Origin of the sequence: Streptomyces subrutilus (assembly GCF_008704535.1) — a bacterium.
GTDB classification, from domain to species: Bacteria; Actinomycetota; Actinomycetes; order Streptomycetales; family Streptomycetaceae; genus Streptomyces; species Streptomyces subrutilus.
Map to the genome: position 1 here is coordinate 2,535,577 of NZ_CP023701.1, position 15,262 is coordinate 2,550,838.

At 75.4% G+C, this 15,262-nt stretch carries 15 protein-coding genes; 5 read left to right on the forward strand and 10 right to left on the reverse strand.

The window, feature by feature from the left end:
- Positions 1-10: 10 nt before the first annotated feature.
- Positions 11-337, reverse strand: coding sequence for an ATP/GTP-binding protein (locus tag CP968_RS10765; protein ID WP_150517804.1), 327 nt, complete (start codon positions 335-337; stop codon positions 11-13).
- A gap of 230 nt (positions 338-567) precedes the next feature.
- Here CP968_RS10765 and CP968_RS10770 point away from each other — a divergent pair, with 230 nt between their 5' ends.
- Positions 568-1,599, forward strand: a complete 1,032-nt coding sequence (locus CP968_RS10770; RefSeq protein WP_150517805.1) for an LLM class flavin-dependent oxidoreductase — start codon at positions 568-570, stop codon at positions 1,597-1,599.
- 97 nt (positions 1,600-1,696) lie between these two features.
- On the opposite strand, the gene CP968_RS10775 is transcribed toward CP968_RS10770, so the two are convergent.
- Positions 1,697-2,089, reverse strand: coding sequence for an SCO5389 family protein (locus CP968_RS10775; RefSeq protein ID WP_073911458.1), 393 nt, complete (start codon positions 2,087-2,089; stop codon positions 1,697-1,699).
- A gap of 220 nt (positions 2,090-2,309) precedes the next feature.
- Here CP968_RS10775 and nucS point away from each other — a divergent pair, with 220 nt between their 5' ends.
- Positions 2,310-2,981 carry an endonuclease NucS gene (gene nucS / locus CP968_RS10780; RefSeq protein ID WP_150517806.1) on the forward strand — a complete coding sequence of 224 codons (672 nt, stop codon included), beginning with the start codon at positions 2,310-2,312 and terminating at the stop codon, positions 2,979-2,981.
- A gap of 110 nt (positions 2,982-3,091) precedes the next feature.
- On the opposite strand, the gene CP968_RS34055 is transcribed toward nucS, so the two are convergent.
- From CP968_RS34055 to CP968_RS10795, 3 genes are all read right to left on the reverse strand, one after another.
- On the reverse strand, positions 3,092-6,190 hold the full coding sequence (locus CP968_RS34055) for an ATP-binding protein (protein ID WP_167536787.1): 3,099 nt from the start codon (positions 6,188-6,190) through the stop codon (positions 3,092-3,094).
- A 187-nt stretch (positions 6,191-6,377) separates the two neighbouring features.
- Positions 6,378-6,701, reverse strand: a complete 324-nt coding sequence (locus tag CP968_RS10790; protein WP_150517807.1) for an STAS domain-containing protein — start codon at positions 6,699-6,701, stop codon at positions 6,378-6,380.
- Between the two features lie 176 nt (positions 6,702-6,877).
- The gene (locus tag CP968_RS10795) at positions 6,878-7,726 is read right to left on the reverse strand and encodes a 3-hydroxyacyl-CoA dehydrogenase family protein (RefSeq protein WP_150517808.1); all 849 of its coding nucleotides are present in this window, start codon (positions 7,724-7,726) and stop codon (positions 6,878-6,880) included.
- A gap of 220 nt (positions 7,727-7,946) precedes the next feature.
- Here CP968_RS10795 and CP968_RS10800 point away from each other — a divergent pair, with 220 nt between their 5' ends.
- Entirely contained in the window at positions 7,947-8,519 is a 573-nt protein-coding gene (locus tag CP968_RS10800) for a cob(I)yrinic acid a,c-diamide adenosyltransferase (protein ID WP_150517809.1), read from the forward strand.
- A 33-nt stretch (positions 8,520-8,552) separates the two neighbouring features.
- Here CP968_RS10800 and CP968_RS10805 read toward each other — a convergent pair whose 3' ends face one another.
- Positions 8,553-9,125 carry a hypothetical protein gene (locus CP968_RS10805; RefSeq protein ID WP_150517810.1) on the reverse strand — a complete coding sequence of 191 codons (573 nt, stop codon included), beginning with the start codon at positions 9,123-9,125 and terminating at the stop codon, positions 8,553-8,555.
- 176 nt (positions 9,126-9,301) lie between these two features.
- On the opposite strand from CP968_RS10805, the gene CP968_RS10810 reads away from it, so the two are divergent.
- Positions 9,302-10,495, forward strand: coding sequence for a sensor histidine kinase (locus CP968_RS10810; RefSeq protein WP_373304025.1), 1,194 nt, complete (start codon positions 9,302-9,304; stop codon positions 10,493-10,495).
- The gene (locus CP968_RS10815; protein ID WP_150517811.1) at positions 10,492-11,145 is read left to right on the forward strand and encodes a response regulator; all 654 of its coding nucleotides are present in this window, start codon (positions 10,492-10,494) and stop codon (positions 11,143-11,145) included. The genes CP968_RS10810 and CP968_RS10815 overlap by 4 nt, the downstream gene beginning before the upstream one ends.
- Positions 11,146-11,279: 134 nt before the next feature.
- Here CP968_RS10815 and CP968_RS35550 read toward each other — a convergent pair whose 3' ends face one another.
- From CP968_RS35550 to CP968_RS10835, 4 genes are all read right to left on the reverse strand, one after another.
- The gene (locus CP968_RS35550) at positions 11,280-12,935 is read right to left on the reverse strand and encodes an alcohol dehydrogenase catalytic domain-containing protein (protein ID WP_167536788.1); all 1,656 of its coding nucleotides are present in this window, start codon (positions 12,933-12,935) and stop codon (positions 11,280-11,282) included.
- Positions 12,932-13,681, reverse strand: a complete 750-nt coding sequence (locus CP968_RS10825) for an HAD family hydrolase (RefSeq protein WP_150517813.1) — start codon at positions 13,679-13,681, stop codon at positions 12,932-12,934. Before CP968_RS10825 ends, CP968_RS35550 begins: the two co-directional genes overlap by 4 nt.
- A gap of 160 nt (positions 13,682-13,841) precedes the next feature.
- Positions 13,842-14,102: an acyl carrier protein gene (locus CP968_RS10830; protein WP_150517814.1), complete on the reverse strand. Its 261-nt coding sequence runs from the start codon at positions 14,100-14,102 to the stop codon at positions 13,842-13,844.
- Between the two features lie 120 nt (positions 14,103-14,222).
- On the reverse strand, positions 14,223-15,230 hold the full coding sequence (locus tag CP968_RS10835; protein WP_150517815.1) for a beta-ketoacyl-ACP synthase III: 1,008 nt from the start codon (positions 15,228-15,230) through the stop codon (positions 14,223-14,225).
- Between the last annotated feature and the right edge of the window lie 32 nt (positions 15,231-15,262).

The window sequence follows — 15,262 nt, forward strand, 5'->3', positions numbered from 1 at the left end:
AGGGGACGGCCTAGTACCTGGGCGCGTTGCGGGACCGCTGCACCTTGGAAGTGCGGCGGTCCTTCGCGTTCCAGCAGGCCTTGTGCCAGTGCCGCCGGTCGTCGACGCCGCCGTACTCGGGCCAGGCCACCAGGTGCGGGGTGCCGGAGGGGATCTCCTGGTCGCAGCCGGGGCAGCGGTAGCGCTTGCCCGCCGCGCTCGCGCCCGCGACGTGCCGCACCTTCCACTCCTCGCCCTGGTACTCCTCGGTGCGCTCCAGCCCGTACCGGTCGAGGCCGGTGGAGGGGCGTTCGTCCGGAGTCTCGCCGCCCCTGGGGCGGTTGTGGCGCGGTGACACGTATACCTCACGGAAGGGCGGGCGGCGGTGAATTTCTTCCAGACTACGCGCCGCGGGGCCGGGTAACCGCAGGGTGTCTGTCGAAGGCGGATCGTACGACGGGGACTGGCCCGACAATCCCAATAACTTTCCGGTGGGACCGTGCCTTTGGCACGTGTCGGACGTTGTTGCCATAGGGAGAACCGGTCCACCTGGGGGAGGCCGCGTCAGCCGCGAGGAGGCTAAAGGCGATGCGCGTAGGAGCGTTTGTACTGGCGGCCCAGTTCCCGGGCCAGGGAGCGGGCGAGGCACTGCACCGGGCGGTGCGGACGGCCGAGGTGTCCGAGGAGGCGGGGCTCGACTCGGTCTGGCTGGCCGAGCACCACTTCGTCCCGTACGGGGTGTGCCCCTCGGCGGTGACCCTGGCGGCCCTGCTGCTGGGCCGGACGCGGCGGCTGCGGGTGGGGACGGCGGTGACCGTCCTGCCGAGCACGCACCCGGTCGCCCTCGGGGAGCAGACGGCGCTGCTGCACCTGACGTCGGGCGGCCGGTTCACGCTCGGAGTGGGGCGCGGCGGGCCGTGGGTGGACCTGGAGGTGTTCGGGGGCGGTCTGGAGGCGTACGAGAGCGGCTTCCCGGCCGATCTGGACCTGCTGCGGCGCTGGCTGTCCGCGTCGCGGGTGGCGGGCGACGGCGAGCGGCACGGCTTCCGCGAGGTGGCCGTCGTACCGCGGCCCTCGGACTCCCTGGACGGGGACGCGCCGCCGCCCGAGGTGATCGTGGCCTGCACCTCGCCGGCGTCGGTGCGGATGGCCGCGCAGCGGGGGCTGCCGATGCTGCTGGGCATGCACTGCGGGGACGAGGACAAGGCGGCGATGGTCGCGCTGTGGCGCCGTACGGCGCGGGAGGCCGGGTACGGGGCGCCGTACGTGGCCGCCGCGGGGCACGTCTCGGCCGGGGTGTGCCAGCTGGCGGACCGCACGGCGGACGCCCGCGAGACCCTGGTGAAGAACATGCCGGGGTGGTTCCGGCAGGGCCTGGACGCGCACGTGACGGTGGACGGCCGAAAGCGGGCCATGCGGGACCCGGTGGCGTACACGGAGCTGCTGTGCGCGCTGCACCCGGTGGGCACGCCGGCGCTGGCCGCGGACCGGCTCGCGGCCACGGCGGAGCGGACGGGCATCACGCGTTTCGCGCTCCTGGCGGAGGGCTCCGGAGATCTCGCCGCGACGGAGGAGAACGTACGGCGCCTGGGCGCCGAAGTCCTGCCCCGCCTCGGCTGAGATCGTCCGCCGAAGGGTCCGGGCCGGGTGTTTCCGGTCCGGTCCCGCCTGCTGTGGTCCGGCTCTGTACGTCGGGTCCCGCAGATTCGGGGTCCGGCTAGCAGTCCCGCATTTCCGGCGACTGGTTGAGCAGCTGGCCGCGGATCGAAGTGAACTTGGCCAGCCGGTCGTCCACCGAGGCGTCCAGCGGGAACACCGCTACCCGGTGGCAGTTCTGGAAAGCCAGGCGCACTCCGAAGTGCCGCTGCAGGGCACCGCGTATCGCGTCACTCGCGAGGGCGCGCAACAGCTGCCCCCGTGCCTGCTCGTCCGGGGGCGGCGTCTGGTTGTCGGCGAACTGTCCGCCGTCCACCTTCAGCTGGGCCACCAGCGAGCTGATCATCTCCCATGCGTAGGGCAGGGAGGTCCGGACGCAGTCGACGAAGGCGGCTTCGTCGACCTCGCCTCGCTCGGCCTGTTCGAGTAGGGCCGGTGAGACGTCGAGCGACATGGGTTCTCCTCTCGCGACCCCGGCCGATTGGGTTGCCGGAGTCTTACGGGCAGGGAAGGAGGCCGCGACGCAGCGTGCACGCTCGGCAACCTCCCGCTCACCACGGTAGGCGCCCCTCGGGTGCCGCACCAGGAGAATGCGCATACAACGCGCCATCCGCGAAGGGGGCTTTCAGGGGCGAATCGCGTGGAGGCGCATCCGTCGAGTAGCGTTGCCGACCATGCGTCTCGTCATCGCCCGCTGCTCCGTCGACTACGCGGGCCGCCTCACCGCCCATCTGCCCTCGGCACCCCGTCTGATCCTCGTGAAGGCCGACGGCAGTGTCTCGATCCACGCGGACGACCGGGCGTACAAACCGCTCAACTGGATGTCGCCGCCGTGCACCCTCAAAGAGGGGACAGGTGACGAGTCGGGCGTGTGGACGGTCGTCAACAAGGCCGGTGAGAAGCTCATCATCACGATGGAAGAAGTCCTCCACGACTCCTCCCACGAGCTCGGCATCGACCCGGGTCTCATCAAGGACGGTGTCGAGGCGCACCTCCAGGAGCTCCTGGCGGACCGCATCGAGACGCTGGGCGAGGGCTACACCCTGATCCGGCGCGAGTACATGACCGCCATCGGCCCGGTGGACATCCTGTGCCGCGACGCGTCGGGCGCGACGGTGGCCGTGGAGATCAAGCGGCGCGGCGAGATCGACGGCGTGGAGCAGCTGACCCGCTACCTGGAGCTGCTGAACCGCGATCCGCACCTGGCCCCGGTACGGGGCGTGTTCGCGGCCCAGGAGATCAAGCCGCAGGCCAAGGTGCTGGCCACGGACCGCGGGATGGACTGCGTGGTGCTGGACTACAACGCGATGCGCGGCATCGAGGACGACAAGCTCCGCCTGTTCTGAGCGGGCCGTCGGCCGCCGGCGGTGTTCCGGCGGCCGCGCGAAAGGCCGGGGGCCGGGCCCCCCGGCCTTCGCGTTGCCCCGTTGCCCCGACGCCCCGTTGCTCCCGTGGTCTAGCCGGCGGTGGCGGTCTGCGTCGCGGGCGTCGTCGGGGTGGTGCCCGTCGGCGGGGGGCTCTCCGGGGGCGTCGGGCTCGGGGTCGGCTCCTGGGACGACGGCGGGGGCGAGGACGGCGTCGGCGACGTGGACTTCTGCGGCGTGGACGACGGGCGCTTCGACGCGGTCGGGGAGGTGCTCCGGCCGGGGGTCGGCGTGGTGCTCCCGGTGCGCGCGGTGGACGGCTCGGGCGCGGCGGGGTCGGCGGGCGGCGTGGGCGCGGGATCGTTCCCGCTGGTTCCGGGCGCGACGGACGGCACCACGGCCGCCGGGGTCGTGGCCCCGGGGGCGGTCGGCGGCGCCTCGGGGTCCGGGGAGCCCATGGCCAGCGCCACCACCGTGCCCAGGGCCACCACCGCCAGCGCCCCCGCCCCGGCGAGCAGCACCACGCGCCGGCGCCCGGCCGCCGGGGCCGGTGCGGGCGCGGCGGGTACGGGTGCGGGGGGCCGCTTCGGCGTCAGCGGGAACGCTTCCTCGAACACCTGTGCGAGCTGCGTGGACGGCTCGGAGCGCCGCGTCACGGGCACCACGGGGGTCAGCCGCGTCACGGCCTCGGACGGTTCCGGGGCGCCGGGCCCCTGCCCCGTCCCGGCCGGCCCGCCCGGGAAGGCGGCGCCGGGTCCGCCGTCCGCGCCGAAGCCCGGGGCTCCGGCCGTGCCGGGCGCTCCGGTGCCCCCGGGCGCTCCGGCCGACGGGAACGCCCCGGAGCCGCCCGGCAGTCCGGCCGTGCCCGGGAAGCCGGGGGCGGCCGACGGGCCGGGGAAGCCGGGGGCGGCGGACAGGCCGGGCACGCCGGTGGCCCGGACGGTCGGGAAGGCGGTGCGGCCGCTCTGCGGGGCGGAGGCGCCGGGTGCGCCGGACGGTTCGGGCGTGCCCTGCCGGGCGGACGTGCCGGTCGCGGTCGCACCCGGGAAGCCCGACGGGTCGCCGCGTTCGGGCGCGCCGGCGTCCACGGGCGGGGCGGACGCGGCCGGTCCGGCGTCGGACCCGGGCGTACCGGGTCCGCCCAGCGGGCCGGGGCCGACGGACGCCGCCGACGTGCCGGGCAGGCCGGGTGCGCCGGCTCCCGGGACGGGGGTCGGCGGGAGGTCCGGGAGGGGGGCCGTGGTGGTCAGGCCCGCCAGGCCGAAGGGGGTCGTGCGGTCGGCCGCGCCGGACACCGGGAAGGGGGTCGTCCGGGCGGGGTCGTCGCGGTCGGTGGCGGGGAGGGGCACCGTCAGGGGTTCCGGGGCGGCCGGCAGGCCCGCTCCGGCGGCGGCCGCCGCCGAGGCTGCGGCGCCTGGCGCCACCGTGCCCTGGAGGGCGGCCGGCGCCTCCAGGCGCAGCGGCGGCGAGGGCGGGGCTCCCGCCGACTCCCGGTCCACGACCAGTGCCAGCGCGCGCCGTCCGGCCACCGTGCCCCGCTTGTCGGCGAGGGCGCCCCGCAGCCCGATCGAGGTCTCCAGCTCGGCCCGGGCCCGGTCGAGGCGGCCCTCGCAGAGCGCGAGCACGCCGAGTTCGTGGTGGAAGTACGCCTGCTCGGCGACCTCCCCCGCCTTGCGCGCGGCCTCCGCGCCCGAGCGCAGCACCCGCTCCCAGGCCTCCCAGTGCAGCGAGGCCGCGAACGCCGGGGCAGCCGTGCGCGCCAGCAGCACCGCGGCGACCACGTCGGCGCCGGCCAGCGCCGCGAGCACCGCGTCGGCCTCGGCCGCGACCCGCCCCGGGGTCAGCGAGGCGTGCCCGGTCCACCAGACGTAGTGCCGGGCGGCCGTACGGGCCTCCTCGGCGGCGCTGTCGCCGTAGCCGACGTCCTCCAGCTGCCGGGCGACGCCGGCGGCCAGCCGGTAGCGGGTGCCGACCGGGGTGAGCAGTCCGCAGCCGAGCAGTTCGGCGACGGCCAGGTCGGCGTGGGTGTCACCGACCAGGGCGGGGAGGTGGGCGTGGTGGGGCAGTTCGCCGCCCAGCGCGCACGCGATGCGCAGCGCGGCCCGCGCGGACTCGCTGACCCGGGAGGCCAGCAGTTCGGCCGGGGCCGCGCCTTCGGCGAGGGTCGGCAGGGGGACTTCGACGGTGTCGCGCGGGCGCTCCTCGAAGACGCCCGGCTCCTCCTCGTCGTCGTCCACGTCACAGCGGTTGAGTTCGTCGCGCTGGCGCAGCAGCGCGGCGGCCTGGACGAAGCGCAGCGGCAGGCCCTCGGAGGCGAAGCGCAGGTCTTCGGCCCAGGCGCTCTCCTGGTCCGTCGGCGCTCTGCGCAGGCCGGCCTCCAGCAGGTCCCGGCACTCGTCCCGGCCGAGCCCGGAGAGGAGGACCTCCTCCAGGTGCGCGTCGTCGGAGGGGGCCCGGGTGTCGGGGGTCGCGGCGAGCAGGTAGGCGCACTCGGGGGTGGCGCGCAGCAGTTCGTCGAGGGCGGGGCCGCCCAGCTCCAGGTCGTCGACGAGGACGACCGCGCCGATGTCCCGTACCCGGGAGAGGAGTTCGATCCGGTCGGGCCGTTCCTCGGGGGCCTCGTAGACGGCCGCGTAGAGCGCGTGGAGCAGTTCGCCGGGCTGCTGGTGGCCGTGGCCGCTGAGGCGTACGACGCCGTCCGGCGCGAGGTTCGCGCACTCGGCGGCGACCGCGTCGAGGAGGGTGGTGCGGCCGGAGCCGGCGGGCCCGGTCAGCCGTACGGAGCGGCCGCGGCCCAGCAGGCGTACGAGGCGTTCGCGCTCCTCCCGGCGGGAGGGCAGCAGCCTCGCGGGGGCGGGCGCGCCGGGTGCCTGGGGCGGTCGGGCTCCCGCCTCGCGGGCCCGGCGGGCGGCGCTCTCGCGCTTGGCGGGGCGGCGGGTGGTGGTGCCGGGGCGGTGCGGTTCTATCTCGCTGCCGTCGACGGGGTTGACGGTGAGGGAGAAGTCGCCCGCGGTCAGGGTGACGACGCGCAGGGCCTCCGCCGGGGTGCCGGCCGCGGGCTGCTGCCCGGTCGTGCCCGCGGGACCGCCGGCCGGAGCGGCGGGTGCGGGGTCGGCCGGGGCCGGACCGCCCTGCGCCGCCGGATCGCCCGGGTCCCCCGGGACGGCCGCCTGCTTGTGTGTCCGGTCCATGACCAAGTCCCCCGATCGCGGGCCGCGCGCCTCGCCGTCGTACCGCCCGGCCTTCGCACACGCCGCTGTCGCTTCTGGTCCGGTTTCCGCCCGAACCCTAGACGGTGGCCGGCCGCGCGGGAACCGCCGGGGTGCCGTTCGCCCCCGTACCGTTACGTTTCCGCAGGGTGTGGTGGCGGCTGCCGGATCAGACCCGGGGCAGGGTTTCGGCCTCCAGGCCGCCCTCGATCGCGAGGATGCGGTGGAGCCGGGTGGCGACGAGGAGCCGCTGCATCTGCGGCGGCACCCCCCGCAGGACGAGGCGACGTCCGCTCCGGCCGGCCCTCCGGTGCGCGCCCATGATCACGCCGAGGCCGGTGGCGTCCCAGGAGTCGAGCCTGGTGAGGTCGAGCACGAGGTCGCCGTGGCCGTCGTCGAGGGCGGTGTGGAGGGCCGAACGGGCGTCCGCCGCGCTGCGCACGTCGAGGCGGCCCCCGACAGCGAGTTCGGCGTGGTCGCCCCTGATGTGCATGTGTACTCCCGGCGGTACTGCGTACGTATGGTCCGACTGGGTCCGTGGTCGGCAACTCTCACTGCAACTGACTGCCGCGCGGGCGGGGAAGTTGCCGACCGTGAGCGAACCGATACCTAATTCACTCCGTGGGGTGAACGGCGTTTCGAACGACGGCGCTCGGTGGCCCGGCCGCGTCAGTGCTTGTAGAAGCCCTGCCCGCTCTTGCGGCCGATGTCTCCGGCGTCCACCATCCGGCGCATCAGCTCCGGCGGCGCGAACTTCTCGTCCTGCGATTCGGTGTAGATGTTGCTGGTGGCGTGGAGCAGGATGTCGACGCCCGTGAGGTCGGCGGTGGCCAGCGGGCCCATCGCGTGGCCGAAGCCGAGCTTGCAGGCGATGTCGATGTCCTCGGCGGAGGCGACGCCCGACTCGTACAGCTTGGCGGCCTCGACGACCAGCGCGGAGATCAGACGGGTCGTCACGAAGCCGGCGACGTCGCGGTTGACGACGATGCAGGTCTTGCCGACGGACTCGGCGAACGCGCGGGTGGCGGCGAGGGTCTCGTCGCTGGTCTTGTAGCCGCGCACCAGCTCGCACAGCTGCATCAGCGGGACCGGCGAGAAGAAGTGGGCGCCGACGACGCGCTCCGGACGCTCCGTCACGGCCGCGATCTTGGTGATCGGGATGGCGGAGGTGTTGGAGGCGAGGATCGTGTCCTCGCGGACGATCTTGTCGAGGGCGCGGAAGATCTCGTGCTTGATCTCGATCTTCTCGAAGGCGGCCTCGACGACGATGTCCACGTCGGCCGCCGCGTCCAGGTCGGTGGTCGTCGTGATGCGTGCGAGCGCGGCCTCGGCGTCCTCGGCCGACAGCCGGCCCTTGGAGACGAACTTGTCGTAAGAGGCCTTGATCCCGTCCGTGCCCCGGGTCAGCGCGGCGTCGGTGACATCGCGCAGGACGACGTCCCACCCTGCCTGGGCGGAGACCTGTGCGATCCCGGAACCCATCAGTCCGGCACCGATGACGGCGAGCTTCCCAGCCACTGCACACCCCTAGTCCTCGAAAACGGCCCGGCCTGACAGGCCTCTGGGGCGGAGACTAGCGCTCGGGCGGTGCGCTGTGACCGCTAAGTAACACGCGTCACGTCTCAACTGACGGACATCACACCGGTCCGGCCCACTCCCGGTCCCGGTTCGGCCAACCGCTCCCCGATCGGCCCCAGTCGCCCGCTTTTCCGGGCGGCCCCCCGTCTACGCTGGCCGCATGGTGAACCTGACGCGCATCTACACCCGGACCGGCGACAAGGGCACGACCGCCCTCGGCGACATGAGCCGGACGGCCAAGACCGACCTGCGGATCTCCGCGTACGCCGACGCCAACGAGGCCAACGCGGCGCTCGGTACGGCCATCGCGCTGGGGTCGCTCCCGGAGGAGGTCGTGAAGGTCCTGGTGCGGGTGCAGAACGACCTGTTCGACGTCGGCGCGGACCTGTGCACCCCGGTGGTGGAGGACCCGCAGTACCCGCCGCTGCGCGTGGAGCAGTTCTACGTCGACAAGCTGGAGGCGGACTGCGACCGGTTCCTCGAACAGGTCGAGAAGCTGCGCAGCTTCATCCTGCCCGGGGGCGCCCCGGGCGCGGCCCTGCTGCACCAGGCGTGCACGGTGGTCCGGCGGGCCGAGCGGTCGACGTGGGCGGCGCTGGAGGTGCACGGCGAGGTGATGAACCCGCTGACGGCCACCTACCTCAACCGCCTCTCCGACCTCCTCTTCATCCTGGCCCGGGTGGCCAACAAGGAGGTCGGGGACGTGCTGTGGGTACCGGGCGGCGAGCGCTAGGGCGCGGGCCGGGGGCATCGGCCGCGGGACGGTCTAGCGGTCGGCCCGGGCCGGCGCCGGCCGGTCCTCGGCGCGGGCCGGGGCCTTCTTCGGCCAGACCGTGTACCCGACGGCGATCAGGGCGTGGAGGGCGACCACGCGCAGGGTGGCGAACTGCCAGCCCTCCAGCGTGCTGACGTCGCCCGCGGCGCCGACGTACCGGATGGCGCCCTGGAGCAGGGCGAGGGCGACGGCGGCGCCGGCGAGCGTGCGCAGCCACAGCTTCCACTCGTGGACGGCGCGCGCCCTGCCGTACCCGGCGCCCGGCGGCTTGGGGCCGCCGCCCAGCCGGTGCGCGGCGTGGCCGTCGAGCCACTTCACGGTGTAGTGGCCGTAGGCGACGGTGTAGCCGATGTACAGCGCGGCCAGGCCGTGCTTCCAGTCGGGCTCGGCGCCGTTCTTCAGGTCGAGTGCGGTGACCACCAGCAGGACGAGTTCGAGGAGCGGCTCGCACAGCAGGACCGCCGCTCCCGCCCGCGGCCTCTTCGCCAGGTAGCGCAGGGCCAGGCCGGCCGCCAGCAGCACCCAGAAGCCGACCTCGCAGGCGATGACCAGCGCGATGATCACGGGGCTCTCCCTTCCGTCCGGTTTCCTCTTCTTCCCTTCCAGACTGCCGTCGGATCGGGGCCGGTTCGTCGTCCGCGGTGACGAGGGCCGACTGCATCCTTCGGTGTAGTCGTCGCCTGCCGGCCCTCCGCCCCGGCGGCGAGGCCGGGTGCCGCGCGAGCGTGTTGGATGGGTGCGTGCTGCCGAAGATCCCCCGCCCCCACCGCGACGACGTGTTCCTCGCCGTGGTCAGCGTGCTCGCCGGCCTCCTGCTGTGGTCGCTCGGCGTGTACTCCTCCGGCGACCGCCACCTGCTCCCCGACTGGGCGGCCCTGGTCCCGCTGCTCGCGCTCGGTGCGATGGAACTGCTGCGGCGCTCGCTGCCGAACGTGACGCTGGCCGTCGGCACCGCCGGAATCATCGCGGACCAGTTCACGGTGGGGAACCTGGCCACCGTCCTGATCTTCACCGACCTGATGTACGCGGCCGTGGTCTACGGGAAACCGCCCATGGCCCGCCGGCTCCCCGTCACCACCGGCCTGATCACCGTGGCCGTCGCCATCGCCTCGGTGGCCTGGCTGCGCACCCCGCAGGCCCTGCTGATCGGCGTGGTCACCGGGCTGGTCAGTTTCGGCCCGGCGCTGACCGGGGCCACCCTGCGCAACCACCGCGAGGCCGCCGTGGCGGCCCGGCTGCGGGCCGAACAGACCGCACTGCTGGCCGAGATGGACCGCAAGCAGGCGGTGACGGCCGAGCGCGCCCGGATGGCCCGCGAGCTGCACGACATGGTGGCCAACCACCTGTCGGCCATCGCCATCCACTCCACCGCCGCGCTCTCCATCGACCGGCCGGACACCAGCCGCGAGGCGCTCGGTGTGATCCGGGAGAACAGCGTCCAGGGCCTGTCCGAGATGCGCCGGCTGATCGGACTGCTGCGGGACGCGGGCGCGGCGCGGGAGGCGGTCGCCAGCCCTTCGCTGGACGCCCTGGACGCCCTGGTCGGGCAGGCCGGGGCCAACGGCTCGGCGAGCGGCTTGGAGTTCGTGCTGCGCGACGGCCGGCCGGGCCGGGAGGGGGCCGCGCCGGTGCCGGCGCCGGTGGAGCTGGCGGCGTACCGGATCGTGCAGGAGTCGCTGACCAATGCCCTCAAGCACGCCCTCCCGGGCACGGTCACGGTCGGCGTCGCGTACGGGGGCGGCCTGCTGACGGTGGCCGTCGACTCCCCGTACGGGGAAGGGTCCGGGCCGCGCGCCCCGGGGTCGGGGGCCGGGCTGATCGGCATGCGGGAGCGCGCGGAGCTGCTGGGCGGCCGGTTCACGGCCGGCCCGGCCGGCGCGGTGTGGCGGGTGCGGGCGCTGCTGCCCGCCGACGAGAGGGCGGTGGAGGCATGACCTTGCGGGTGGTGGTGGCCGAGGACCAGAGCGCGGTCCGGGCCGGGCTGGTGCTGATCCTGCGCAGCGCGGGCGACATCGAGGTGGTGGGCGAGGCGGCGGACGGCGAGGAGGCGGTGCGGCTGGCGCGCGAGCTGCGTCCGGACCTGGTGCTGATGGACGTGCAGATGCCGCGGCTCGACGGGGTGTCGGCGACGCGCCTCGTGGTCGGGGAGGGGCTGGCCGACGTCCTGGTCCTGACCACCTTCGACCTCGACGAGTACGTCTTCGGGGCGCTGCGGGCCGGGGCCGCGGGCTTCCTGCTGAAGGACGCGGACGCCGCCGAACTGATCGCGGCGGTACGGACGGTCGCGGGCGGGGAGGGTCTGATCGCGCCGGCGGTGACCCGGCGGCTGATCGCCGAGTTCGCCTCGCCGCGGGTGCGGCGGCCGGAGGTGGCGCCGGAGCGGGCCGCGGCCCTGGCCTCGCTGACCCGCAGGGAGCGGGAGGTCCTGGGGTGCCTGGGCGACGGGCTCTCGAACGCGGAGGTGGCGGCGCGGCTGGAGATGGCGGAGGCCACGGTGAAGACGCACGTCAGCAGACTGCTGGGGAAGCTGCACCTGCGCAGCAGGGTCCAGGCCGCCGTCTTCGCCCGGGAACAGGGTCCGTAGGCCCGGGCCGCCGGCGGTCCGGGCCGCGGCGCCACGGGGGCGGGGGCCGGGGCGGGGGCGGCGCCGGGCGCTCGCGGGGCCCGCGCCGGCGGGGAGGGGCCCGGCCGGCCGGGCCCCGGTGCGCCGCGGCGTCCTCAGAAGGTAAGGATCAGCCGGCCGCGGACGCCGCCGCGCTCCAGCAGGGCGTGCGCGCGGGCCGCCTCGGCCGCCGGGAGCAGGGCGGCCGTGCGCAGGGTCACCGCTCCCCCAGCGGCCAGCGCGGCGAGCTCGGCGAGGGCGGCCCGCTTGTCCGGGTGGTCGACGACGAAGGCCTGGTGCACGCGGATGCCGCGGGTCTCGGGCAGCTCGTACGGGCGGCACTTCACCAGCGCCCCGCCGTCCCGGACGGCGTCGAGGGCGGGCGCGCCGAGCACGGCCGCGTCGACGAGCCCGTCGACCCCGTCCGGCGCCGCGGCCCGGTAGGCGGCCGCGGTCGCCTCGGGCGTGGCTCCGCGGGGGACGACCACGTCCGCGCCGAGCCGCTCCAGCAGCGCGCGGTCGGCGTCGGCGGCGTCGGCGAGGACCCGCAGTCCCCGGTGCCGGGCCAGTTCGACGGCGTAGCCGCCCAGGGCTCCGGCGCCGCCGGTGACCGCGAGCGTGGCGCCGGGCGCCAGGTCGAGCAGGGCCAGGGCCTGGTGGGCGGTGAGGCCGTTCATCGGCAGGCCGGCGGCCTCCCGCGTCGGCAGTTCGTCGGGCAGGCGCACCGCGTGCCCGGCGGGGACGGCGACGTACTCGGCCTGGGCCCCGCCGGCCGCGGTGAACGGGTTCACGAAGGCCATCACCCGGTCGCCCGGCGCGAGGTCGGTGACGCCCGGCCCCACCTCCACGACCTCCCCCGAGGCGTCCATGCCCGGGGTGTGGGGCGGTGCGAACGCGGCCACGTACGGGCCGAGTTCGCCGCTGCGGAGCATCAGGTCGGTCGGGTTGACGGCGGCGGCGAGGACGCGGACGAGGACCTCGCCGGGCGCGGCGGAGGGCCGGGGCCGCTCGACGAGGGCGAGGACCTCGGGTGCGCCGTACTGGGATATGCCGATGGCGTGCATGCGGTGGTCTTCCGGTGTCGGGGGCGGGGGCGGGGAGGGCAGTGGACGGGGCCGGACGGCTCGCGGCCGGGCTTCGATCAGCGCGGTGAGCGCGGCGAGCCGCTGCGGCGGGGGGCCGGTGACGGTGTGGACGGTGGCGCCGGCGCGTTCCAGGGTGTCCAGCAGCAACCGGTCGGACAGGGCCCGGAAGTGCTCGCTGATGGGCGGGACCGGATCGCCCAGCGGGAATTCGACGGGCAGGTGCACGAAGGCGTCGTAGCCGGACAGGGCGCGGTGCAGGACCTCGCGGCCGAGGTGGTCGAGCACCTCCCGGTACGGGCCCGCGCCGGCCCGGACGGCCTCGTACGGGACGTCCGGGCCGGGGTGCAGGCCGACCGCGAGGCGGACGGTGGCGTACACCCACTCGTGCAGCAGCGAGCCGTCGGAGAGGAACGCGCCGGGCAGGGCGGCCTCGGCCAGGACCCGTTCGGTGAGGCGGCGCACCACGAGCTGGACGAGCTCGGGCTCGGTGGCCTCCTCCAGTGGCTTCGCCGCGCCGCCGGCCGGGTCCCGCATGGGCGTGCCGTGCGCGGACGGCAGTCCGGTGGCCGCACCGGCCGCGTGGATGAGGCTGGTCTTGCCGGCGCCGTACGCGCCGACGACGGCGATCTTCGCGGGGGCTCGCACGGCGGCGGGGGCGGGGGCGTCGGGCGCGGTGGCGGACGTCACGGGACGAGCCTTTCGGGGGTGCGGGCGGCCGCGGCCGCGACGGGCCGCGGCAGCGGGAGCGGGCGGGGGTCGGGGGCGCCCGGCAGGTACCCCCAGCCGGCGCGGGCGCCGAGCTGGCGCAGCACCGGGTCGCAGCCGACGCGCACGCCCCGGCCGGTGGTCTCCAGGAGCGGCGCGTCGGAGACGTGGTCGCCGTAGGCGGTGGAGGCCGCGAGGTCGATGCGGTGGGCGGCGGCGAAGAGGCGTACGGCGTCGGCCTTGGCCCGGCCGATCATCGGCTGGTGGGGGCGGCGCACCAGTCGGCCGGTGTAGGTGTCGGTGGCCGGGTCGGTCTCCGGCTCCGTGCACAGGATGTGGTGGGCGCCGACCTGGTCGGCCAGCGGCTCCAGCAGCGCCGGGAGGGAGCCGGAGACCAGGACGACGAGGTCGCCGGCCGCCCGGTGCCGGTGCAGGGCGCTCAGCACGGGCTCGTTGAAGTGGCCGCCCGCGCTCAGCTCGGCGCGGAACCAGTCCCGGGCGAGCCGGGTGATCAGCCCGCGGTCGGCTCCGGCGTACAGGCCGACGTAGCTGCGGTTGGTCTCTTCGCGGCTGACTCCGGCGGCCGTCATGGCCTTGAGGCGCTGGCGTTCCCGCGCGGAGTGGTGGGGCGGGCGGCCGGTGGCGGCGTACCAGTACGAGAGGAACCGGAAGAGGCCCGCCGAGGTGGTGAGGGTGTGGTCGACGTCGAAGAACGCGGCGCGGGTCATGCCGGGCCTCCCGGGATCGGTGGTGCGGGCGGGTGCGGGCGGTGTCGCCCAGGGGGCGGGTACGGGCGCGGCTGCGGCCCGTACGGAGGGGGTGCGGCCGCGGGTCGCGGCGGGACGGGCCGGTCCCGCGGCCGCACCGGTCGAAGGGGCCGTCGGGCGGTCAGGCGCGCACGCCCCGGTCGGCCAGGACGCGGGCGGCCTTCGCGGTGGTCCCGGCCTGGTGGAGCTCGTCGTCCGTGATCTCGACGCCGAAGCGCCGGGTCAGGTCGACGGCGACCTCGACGAGGACGAGCGAGTCGTAGCCGAGGCGCTCGAACTCGGTGTCGGGGGTGGTGCCGGCGGGTGCCTCGTACTTGGTGACGAGCACGTCGAGGATGACCTCGGTCAGGGCGGCGACGGGGGTGGCGGTTGCGGTGGTCATGGACGGTCTCCTTGGTGGACGGAACGGTTCGGTCGGGGTGGGGCCGGGGTACGCGACGGGCGCCGGTGCGGCTGCGGGAGCCGATGCGGCGCGGGTGGCGCCGGGGCGGGCCCGCCGCGCTCAGCAGGCGGTGATGTCGGGCCAGGTCAGGGCCGCCGAGCCCCAGGTGAGGCCGCCGCCGAAGGCGGTGAGCAGCACCCGGTCGCCGGGGGCGACGGTCCCGGCGGACGAGGCCTCGGCGAGGGCCAGCGGGATCGAGGCGGCGGAGGTGTTGCCGACCCGGTCGATGTCGATGACGGCGCGCGCCGCCTCGATGCCGATCTGCTCGGCGACGGCCCGCAGGATGCGCACGTTGGCCTGGTGGCCGACCAGGTGGTCGACGCTGTCGACGGGCCAGCCGACGCGGTCCAGGAGGGCGGCGGAGGACTCGCTCATGCGGCGCACGGCGCTGGCGAAGACCTTCTTGCCCTGCATGGTGAAGTAGCGGCCGTCGTCGCCGGGCTCCTGGTGGGTGGCCCGTTGGCGGGATCCGCCGTCGGGGATGCAGATGAGGTCCTTGTCGTTGCCGTCGGAGCCGAGGTCGAATCCGGCGAAGGCGCCCGGCTCGTCCGCCTCGCCGCGCCGCAGCACGGCGGCTCCGGCGCCGTCGCCGAAGATGACGGAGGTGGTGCGGTCCTGCGGGTTCAGGATGGTGGAGTACGTCTCGGCGCCGATGACCAGGGCGGTCTGGGCCCGGCCGGCCAGCAGGGCGTTGGACGCCACTTCGAGGGCGTACACGAAGCCGGAGCACACGGCGGAGATGTCGTAGGCGGCGGCCCGGGAGAGGCCGAGGCGGGCCGCGACGTCGGGTGCGGTGGCGGGGCAGGGGTGGTCGGGGGTGGTCGTGGCCAGCACGACCAGGTCCACGTCGGCCCCGAGGTCCAGGCCCGCCGACTTCAGCGCGCGGTGGCCCGCCTCGGTGGCGAGGTCTCCGGTCGACTGGCCGGTGTCGGCCCACCGGCGCTGCCGGATGCCGGTCCGGGTGCGGATCCACTCGTCGGAGGTGTCGAAACGGTCGGCGAGCTCTTCGTTGGAGACGCGACGGGGTGGAAGGTAGGTGCCAAGTCCTCCGAGAACGGCCGCAGGCATGGGGATCCTCCAGTTGCTGGGTGTGGGTGGGA